Annotated in this window: 6 protein-coding genes; 2 read left to right on the top strand and 4 right to left on the bottom strand. The window is 56.7% G+C overall.

Annotation, left to right across the window (positions count from 1 at the left end; all coding sequences use genetic code 11):
- Nucleotides 1–212: 212 nt before the first annotated feature.
- The 4 genes from DJ69_RS06530 to DJ69_RS06515 all read right to left on the bottom strand — a co-directional run bounded on the left by DJ69_RS06530 (nt 213) and on the right by DJ69_RS06515 (nt 4582).
- The gene (locus tag DJ69_RS06530) at nt 213–1211 is read right to left on the bottom strand and encodes a glycosyltransferase family 4 protein (RefSeq protein ID WP_180271737.1); all 999 of its coding nucleotides are present in this window, start codon (nt 1209–1211) and stop codon (nt 213–215) included.
- 5 nt (nt 1212–1216) lie between these two features.
- Nucleotides 1217–2149: an NAD-dependent epimerase/dehydratase family protein gene (locus tag DJ69_RS06525; protein ID WP_099254873.1), complete on the bottom strand. Its 933-nt coding sequence runs from the start codon at nt 2147–2149 to the stop codon at nt 1217–1219.
- Nucleotides 2150–2190: 41 nt separating this feature from the next.
- Nucleotides 2191–3123 carry a glucosyl-dolichyl phosphate glucuronosyltransferase gene (gene aglG, locus DJ69_RS06520; protein ID WP_099254872.1) on the bottom strand — a complete coding sequence of 311 codons (933 nt, stop codon included), beginning with the start codon at nt 3121–3123 and terminating at the stop codon, nt 2191–2193.
- 115 nt (nt 3124–3238) lie between these two features.
- Complete coding sequence (locus DJ69_RS06515) at nt 3239–4582, bottom strand: sulfatase-like hydrolase/transferase (RefSeq protein ID WP_099254871.1); 1344 nt, start codon at nt 4580–4582, stop codon at nt 3239–3241.
- Nucleotides 4583–4703: 121 nt separating this feature from the next.
- On the opposite strand from DJ69_RS06515, the gene DJ69_RS06510 reads away from it, so the two are divergent.
- A complete protein-coding gene (locus tag DJ69_RS06510) occupies nt 4704–7853 on the top strand; it encodes an oligosaccharyl transferase, archaeosortase A system-associated (protein WP_099254870.1) in 3150 nt (1049 codons plus the stop codon).
- A 95-nt stretch (nt 7854–7948) separates the two neighbouring features.
- Nucleotides 7949–8893, top strand: a complete 945-nt coding sequence (locus DJ69_RS06505; protein WP_099254869.1) for a DUF368 domain-containing protein — start codon at nt 7949–7951, stop codon at nt 8891–8893.
- Nucleotides 8894–9031: the final 138 nt, after the last annotated feature.

Genomic DNA, 9031 nt, shown 5'->3' with positions numbered 1-9031 from the left:
TGTGCTACACAAGAGCGTTTTTCCTAGTTTCTGTTCAAGTAGTTACACACGATTTCCACATGCTATTGATCATAATCTGAATTAAATATCTTCCCAAATGTCGGTGATTATATAAATATCAAGCTTATCTCTGAAATAGTTGTGTGAATAATTTAGTCATTTATTGTGGATTATTATGAGGATAATATTATTCTAACAAGCTACGAATTATTCTAAATTTTTCTGAACAATTTGTCATATCCGTCCGCAATCTCTTCCCAACTCCACTCACTTGCAATCAAACGACCAGCCTTACTGTACATCTGATATAGCTCCTCATCAGTCTGTAGATCATTAAGACGCTCAGCGATCGCTTCTGGGTCAGGCTCAACAAACACTAATTCATCATCGTCATACCACTTCGAAAGCTCACCAGGACGAACCACAATTGGCAGCCCAGCAGCTCCATACTCCTTCAATTTCAACGGTTGCTCAGCATCCTTAAAACAAAGTCCTACGTCCGCCAGCGACAGAAAACCTGGCATTAACCGGTAGGGAAACGCCCCAGGGTAGTGTACATTCTCAAGTTTACGAGCGGTCTCTTCCACAGACGCTTCGAGCTCACCTTCCCCAACAAAAACGAACTCCCAATCTGGAGCATACTTGGCAGCCGCAAGCATCTCCTCGGTGCAGTATTTGGGTGAAAAGACCCCGATATAGATGACAATTGGTTTTTCTAAATCGACACCCTCCTTAGACAGAATATTTCGTGCAGTATCGACAGTATCGACTTCGGGAGTTGCAAATTGCTCGTAACTCACGGCGTTTGGGAGTTTCATTGCGTCGTCAATCCCACGCTCAAGAGCTTCTTGATACGTGGATTCATAGACAAACACTGTTGCGTTGGCACGTTTGAGTACTTGCCACTCATACCACTCAAAAAAATGGAATAGTGGATCTGCTAGGTAATTAATGTCCGTAATTGGATCACTAACATCACCTAAAAATGGTTTCCGCAATAGTCGGGCGAGTGGGTAGCCGATATACAGTCCAATCCGGACATTACCAGCAATCACATCGTAGTTCCCGGTTATTGCCTGCTTGACTGCTCTAAGAGCATCTAAACCTGAAGCGTCACAAATATCAATTTCGTAGCCGCGCTTGCGTAACTCCTCTGCAATTCGCTCCCGTCGAACGCTGATATTTTTACCCTTGGAGGGTCGAAGCCACAACACTCTCATTGGCTTCTAAACCACTCAACTGTTCGTTCGATCCCCTCCGTGAACGACGTATCGGGCTCGAATCCAATCGATTTGTTGGCTTTTGAGATATCTGCCACCGAGTGACGGATATCCCCCGGACGCGGATCCTCATGAACCGGTTCAATGTCTCGATCCAGCGTCTTATTTATTACTGCGACCAGTTTATTGATCGTCACTGTAGATCCCCTTGCAATATTGAAAACCCCCGAATTACTTTCCTTCGCCGCCTGAATATTGGCTGTGACAACATCATCAACGAATACGAAGTCTCTCGACTGCTCACCGTCTCCGAAAATAACTGGCTGTTCGTCTTGGAGTAAGAGGTTAATGAATTTGGGAATAACAGCCGCGTACTCACCATCCGGGTCTTGGCGGGGTCCGAATACGTTGAAATACCGTAAGGCCGAAACGCAAATCCCCTCTCGATCGCCGATCTGCAGAGCTACGTTTTCGGTATAGTACTTTGAGGCTGCATACGGAGACTCGGGATTAACAGGATGATCTTCAGACTTCGGAAGCGTTCCTCCTGAACCGTACACCGATGCTGAGGATGCTACGATGACGCTTTCTACCCCACAATCAGCAGCAGCGTCTATCACCGTTGCTGTACCAGTACAGTTTCGCGTCGTCGCACTCAGCGGGTCCTCAAAACTGCTCGGAACAGATGCCAACGCGGCTTGATGGAAGACAGCATCGGCGTCACCCAGCGCTTTATTGACCGTGCCACGGTTCCGAACATCACCCTCAACAAAAGTAAACGCCTCAGATTGTCGAGCCACTTTGAGATTTTCTGGATCACCACTCGAGAGATCATCGAGACCGCGAACAGTCCATCCGCGATCAAGCAGTTCGTCCACCAGGTGGGATCCTATAAATCCGGCAGCGCCGGTGACCAACGCAGTCTGCATGTCTTTTGAGTTGCAGGATAACCCTGTTATAGGTGTCGACACTATCTGAATGGGAGGATATCCTGCATTAATCGAGTCAAGTATCCGGCACCAACTGTGGCAGTCAACAGCAATATTGCCACTATTTGTTGGATTTCTTTGATTTCAGCAGTTCGGACGAACGATCTGATCCGGCTCGGTATCGCTATGAAGAGTAAATGACGGAGAAACGCTTGCTCGGGATCGTTTGGTCCCTCTACATCCAGCGTTTCGATCGCTCGCTTCGAGTACCCCTGCCAGAACGCGCGCCGAAGCAACCACCTCGGTTCCGTTCGATAGTCAAACACTTTGTGTGCGACGACAGCATTGGGGTTGTACAACATACCTTTACCAAGTACATCGTACATTCTCATTGCAAGCTCTGTTTCTTCAGCTTGGATCTGATTATCTCCTTTCAAGCCCACTTGTTCATCAAAGCCACCTACTTCCTCAAACACTTCTCTCCTAAACGACATGTTTGAGCCAAGTGTGTTCCGTACCTCAGCCCAAGCTTCAAGTCTAGGCTCATAGTTCGCGCCAATAAGCCAGTAGAACTCCTCAGGAAGAAAATCCGGCCGTCCGGCGACCCATTCTGGCACCATTAGTCCGCCAACCGCGATGGCGTCTGTCTCCTCGTATCCTCGAACCAGCTCCTCGATCCAGTTCGGCTCCGCGATCGCGTCGTCGTCCAGAAATGCAATCACGGACCCGTTAGCCTGCTCGACGCCCTGCGTCCGGCTATAGGAGAGGCCCTTGTTCTCCTCGTTACACCGAAGCGTAACCGCCTCCTGGTTGCCGAATTCTGACTGGAGCCGTTCGAATAGTGCCTCGTTTCCGTCGATAATGAGGATTATCTCGATGTCCTCATGTGTCTGGGCCAAAACGCTCTCAACGGCTTCACAGACGTCGTCGTAGCGCTCCATCGAGTACGCGCACACGACAACGGAGACCTTCATCGGGTCCGGATTCGTTCCGCAGTCAATAAACGTTCTGAAGCAGATCGGGACTCGGAAAGAGATCGACCGAAGGGACTGTTTAAGCTACAACCACGATCTACATACCCGTACTCGATCACTTGTATCCAAGTTGTTCTAACCGGTCTTCGACGACGCCGGAGACCTCCGTTTCAGCGTCGCTTTCGGAAGGCCACGGCGGGAGTGACGATTTCATCGTCTCGTACTCCTTGTCTGATAGTTCCACGACGGTCTCATCGGGGAGCGAGAATCCGAACTCAGCGTTGTGGCCCTTCGATGCGATGAGCTTGGACTGATTTCGATACACTGCCTTCTTTTCGTGACCGCTGAGGCTCCCCTCTATCAACATAATTCGGTCCGACGACACATCTCCGATGAGCGAATGACCGGAGCAGTCTTCCAAATCGACGCCAGTGATATCCGCCAACGTGATTGGTATATCGATCAGTGAAAGAGGTCTTTCTAGATCCCAGTCCGCGTTCGTAGCGAACGGTACACGCGCAACAGCCTCGTACGGAGTTCCGCCGTGATCGACACAGCCGGAGCCATCGAAGTGTTCGAGATCGAATTCGACGTGTTCCCAATGGGCCTCTCCGTGATCGGCAGTAACCATGAGAAGCGGATCCTCGAACAATGATTCCAACTCCTCGCTGAATTCGGAGATAGCGTCGTCGACGTAATCGACTGACGCTCGATACAGCCGTTGTCGGTGGTCACGATACTGCTGGCACTCCATGTCGCACTCAGTATCGGTCTCATATCGCCAACCGTCCAAGCCGTCAATTGAATCATCCACCTCGTACTTCCGGCGGTACGTTTCGGGCGAATCTACCGGAGTGTGCGGATCGGCGAGATGGAGGAACGCGAACGTTTGGTCCCGCCCGTCGACCCAGTCCAAGTAATCATCAAGGACATTATCGGCATCGGAGTTGATCGTATGGTATAGGTTGTGTGTCTCGAATCGTCCGGAGAGCGCTACGAACGGCGTATCGTGACCAAAGCCACCATACGTGTCGTATCCGGCACCGGCGAGGGCCTCGGTAATTGTAGCACGATTGTCGTCCATCCGCGGTGGAAGCCGGATCCCGTCAGAATCGTCGAGCTCGTCGGTCTGTCGCATCGCACCGTGTTCGTGCGGATACACGCCAGAGAGAAGCGACGACACTGCCGGGAACGTCCACGTCCCCGGTGTGATTGCAGTTGACCCGTTTAGCCCACAGAGATACGGCGTCGTGTCTGAATCGATGTGATCCGCGCGCAACGCGTCGACGACGACACAGACGATGTGATCTGGCGCAGATTCGTCACGTTGACTGGTTGGAAGGTCTTTCTGTGCGAACTGCCGATCCGCGTTTCGCGTCTGATAGTAATCGTATGGAACCGCAAGCGCCCGTTTAACCGACGGCGGAAGCGTATTGATGAGCTTCCGTTTGACATCCATGTTCTACGGCTCTTCACGGTTTTACTTTGCTCCTTCGGGATCCCTTCACGGTGATTCAACAGCCCTCTGTAGAAACAGAAGATGACAAGCCTTATGCGCGTTTTTGCAGTTCGTTGCGATAATGAGCGACTCGAACGATCCGCCGGACGGAGCAGACCAGTCTCCCTCCGATCTGCTCAAACAATGGTACCATGTCCCGGTGCTCCTCGGTGTCTTCGCGTTCATGCTGTGGACGCGCCTCCAATCGTATGGAAATTTCATCCAGAACAGCGAGGTGTATTTCCGTGGAAACGACGCGTGGTATCACTTCCGTGAGACAACGTACCTTGTCAAAAACTGGCCGAATACCCTTTCTTTCGACGTTTGGACCGGATTTCCGATCGGAAACCAAGCAGGCCAGTTCGGGACCCTCTGGGACCACATCATGGCAGTCGGAATCTGGATCGCCCGCCCGGTCATGGGCAGCGCCGAAGAGGTCATGCTTATCATGGCACCCATCGCAGGTACGCTCGTCGCGATACCGACCTACTTCATCGCGCGGCGGTTCGTCGACCGCTTCGCGGCACTTGCCGCAGTGGCCGTGCTCGCACTCCTGCCAGGGACTTTCTTCAGTTACAGCCTTGTAGGCTTCCCGGACCACAGCGCGGCCGAGGTGCTCTTCCAGAGCATCGCCGTCCTTGCGTTCCTCGTCGCCTTCGCGGTCGCTGACCGCGAGGCGCCCGTCTGGGAACTCGTCGTCGATCGCGACTGGAACGCTCTCACGCGGCCAATCAAATACGCGGCCGCTGCGGGTGTCGCGCTTGGTCTTTACATGTGGACGTGGCAGCCTGGAATCCTAATGGTCGGATTCACGGGGATATTCCTCGCAATCAAGATCACAAGCAACGTCGCCCACGGAAAGAGTCCCGAACCGACCGTATTCGCTGGCGCGGTCGCGATGACGATCGCGGGACTGATGCAGAGTATCCCGCTCGACACATTCTCGTTTAATCCCACTGAATATTCGCTTCTCCAGATCGTTCTCCCGCTCGGTGTCGCTCTCGGCGCGGTGTTCCTCGCATGGCTCGCCCGCCAGTGGGAGTCACGCGATCTCGACACAACAACGTACCCCCCAGCTGTTGGCGGACTTATCCTCGCGTCCGCCGGCGTCGTCTGGCTCGCCATCCCGTCGCTGTGGTCGACACTCGTTGGAAACCTCCTCAACACCGTCGGCTTCTCCGCGTCCGCCGGCGCCCGCACCATCGGCGAGGCCCAACCCCCACTCCAGAACAACACCTTCGCTGACTTCGTCCTCTCCCAATATGGCCTCGCGTTCTTCCTCGCACTTGCCGCCGTGCTCATCATCATCGCGCGGCCGCTCTACCGCTCTGACGACACTAACCATACCCTCTACATCCCGACCGCACTCGCCGTGGTTGGTACCGTCTACGCAGTCCCCCAACTGTACGACACCATTGGCGGCGTCGTCGGCGTGAGCTGGCAGGTGGTCGGGCTCGTCATCGCAGCCGTCTTTCTCGTCGGCGCGACGTTCCTCGTCGAGTACGACACCGAAGAACTCTACTTCGTCGTGTGGGCGGCGTTCATCGGAAGTGCCGCATTCACCCAAGTCCGCTTCAACTACTACCTCGCAGTGATCGTCGCGGTCGGCGCGGCGTACTTCCTGCAGGTCGGACTCAACGCGATCAGCCTTCGGTCGATCGACGATATCCGCAACGTCGAGGGGTGGCAGGCGATGGGCGCGATCGTGCTCGTCGTCGTCCTGATCGTCCCGCTGGTCGCAATGGCTACCCCCGTCTGGGCCGCCGGCGCAAACACCGGCCCCGGCAGCGTCACGCAATGGGATAGCAGCCTCCAGTGGATGAACGACGAGACGCCCACGCCGGGTGAACTCGAAGGGACGGACAACCCGATGGAGCTGTACGGCACCTATGAACGGCCGGCTGACGGCGACTTCGAATACCCAGAAGGCGCGTATGGTGTGCAGTCGTGGTGGGACTACGGTCACTGGATCACCACGCGCGCCGAGCGCATCCCGAACGCGAACCCGTTCCAACAGAACGCGGGCGACGCGGCCGACTATCTACTCGCACCAAGCGAGGAGCAGTCCCGTGAAGTCCTCGCAAGCCAGAGCACGGAAGGCGAGAACACACGGTACGTGATGGTCGACCGGCAGATGGCCTCGCCGAACTCCAAGTTCAACGCTCCGGTCACGTTCTACTCGGGTAACGCGACAACGAGTGATTTCAACCGCGTGCTTTACCAGCAGACCGAGCAGGGTGGGTTCCGCACGCTGTTGCAGGTGAACACGCAGCGGTATCACGAGAGTCAGATGATCCGCCTGTATGAACATCACGGCAGCGCCGTCGAACCGCGCCCCGTCGTTGTTGACTGGAACCAGCAGGCCGCTCAGGCCGCAAACGGTGAGCAGATCGATATCAGCGTGGCCCCGAGAAACACCTCCGCAGTGGTGCGCCAGTTCGACACGATGGAGGAAGCCCGCACGTTCGTCGAAGAAGACGGAAGCGCACAGGTCGGCGGGATCGGCAGCCTGCCCTCTGAACGCGTCGCAGCACTCGAACACCACCGGCTCGTCCACGCCAGCCAGTCGCGTGGGCAGTCACCCTCGGCGCTGCAGGTGCGCGTGCTCCAGCAGCTCGGGATTAACTTCCAAGAGGTTCTCGGTGAGAGCGCGCTGCAAGCGTTCCAGGACGACTGGGTAAAGACGTTCGAACGCGTCCCCGGCGCGACGATCGAAGGCTCGGGTGCAGAGCCCGATCAAGAAGTGAGAGCGACCGTCGAGATGGCCAAGTCGTCCGGCCAGACGTTCACCTACACGCAGTATGCCGAGGCTGACTCCAACGGGAATTTCGAGTTGACGGTGCCGTACTCGACGACGGGCTACGACGAGTTCGGCCCCGAAAACGGGTACACGAACACGAGCGTTCGTGCGACTGGTCCGTACCAGCTTTCGACCGGCCTGTCGATCGAGAACGGCACCGCGAGCGCACTCACGGGCACGGTGAACGTGACCGAAGCACAGGTCGTCGGCGCTGACGACGCGGCCGCCACGGTCGAACTCGAAGAGACGACGCTTGGTGATGGAAGCGACGGCAGCGACGGAGCAGACGGCAGCGATGACAGTAGCAGTGACACCACAGACGGTCCCAGTGGCGATGAGGCCACCGACGACACGAACACAACAACCGCAGTGACGGTGGCCAACGCGCGTGCCGTCGACGCGTCCCCCGCTCCCACGCTCGCCGCGACGTAACACCGGTCCACCGTCGGGTGACCCCCCATTTTATGTATTCCGAATGAACCAGCAGAGTATCTCGCCGTCTGATCGCGTTCGGCACGACTCAACAGATGAGTGATCGCCGAAACTGGGCAGTGTTGTATCTCAAAGGCATTGCGATGGGCAGTGCCGATGCTGTCCCCGGTGTCTCCGGCGGCACCATCGCGCTGATCGTCGGCATCTACGAGCGACTGATCGCGGCGGTCACCGAGATCGATCCGTCGCGGATTCGGCGCGTGCTCGCGGGCGTCCGACCGGCCAATATCCCTGACGCGCGCGCAGCGTTTCACGAGATCGACGGCGCCTTTCTGGTCGTACTCGGATCCGGAATCGCCACGGCGGTCATCACCGTCCTGAGCGCAGTTAACTACCTGCTTACGACACAACCGGTCGCCACGTACGGCTTCTTCTTTGGGCTGATCGCCGCGAGCGCGGCGGTCTTGCTGGGCGATGTCGAGCTCAACACACCCCGCCGAAAAGCGGCCGCATTCAGTGGATTCTTCCTCGCCTTCCTCGCGTCGGGGTACGCCTCGACCGCGCTCGAAAGCTCGCTGCCGGTCGTGTTCGTCGCCGGCGCGGTCGCGGTCAGCGCGATGATCCTCCCGGGTGTCTCCGGCTCGCTGCTGCTCGTCGTCCTCGGTCAGTACGAGTACATGTCGGGGACGGTAAGCCGGGCGATCGACGGGGCTACGGCGTTTGCGCTTGGGAATGGGTCAGACGCACTCGCCGAGACGCTGCCGACAGTCGCGGCGTTCCTTGCGGGCGGTGTCGTCGGCGTATTCACGATCGCACACGCCGTCAAGTACGCGCTCGCTCGCGCTCGTGGTGCAACCCTCGCTTTCCTCGTCAGCTTGGTCGTCGGCGCGCTCCGGGCGCCCGTCGTTGAGGTGTCGATCCGACTGGCCGAGAGCGGTGAGACGTGGGCGGCAGCGGCCCCCAGATTCGCGCTCGCGGCCGCGGGCGGTACGGCGGCAGTGCTCGTGTTGAACCGGTACTCCGCGGCAATCGAGTACTGACTGCAGATCCGAAATGCAGCAGTCGAGCGGGGAGCTGGTAGGCATCCTACGGACTTGACCTCCTCCCGCGCCTGAAGACGCGGGAATCCCACCACGGGATTTCAGGCTGAGCGTTCGCCCAACCCTACGGTTTCAAGA

The sequence above is a fragment of the Halorubrum persicum genome (genome assembly GCF_002727125.1).
Classification (GTDB): Archaea; Halobacteriota; Halobacteria; order Halobacteriales; family Haloferacaceae; genus Halorubrum; species Halorubrum persicum.
This window is presented reverse-complemented; position numbering and strand designations above follow the sequence as displayed.

Coding starts and splice junctions, on each gene's coding strand:
- DJ69_RS06525 (WP_099254873.1), bottom strand. CDS start 2,149: ATGCAGACTGCGTTGGTCACCGGCGCTGCCGGATTTATAGGATCCCAC.
- aglG (WP_099254872.1), bottom strand. CDS start 3,123: ATGAAGGTCTCCGTTGTCGTGTGCGCGTACTCGATGGAGCGCTACGAC.
- DJ69_RS06505 (WP_099254869.1), top strand. CDS start 7,949: ATGAGTGATCGCCGAAACTGGGCAGTGTTGTATCTCAAAGGCATTGCG.
- DJ69_RS06515 (WP_099254871.1), bottom strand. CDS start 4,582: ATGGATGTCAAACGGAAGCTCATCAATACGCTTCCGCCGTCGGTTAAA.
- DJ69_RS06510 (WP_099254870.1), top strand. CDS start 4,704: ATGAGCGACTCGAACGATCCGCCGGACGGAGCAGACCAGTCTCCCTCC.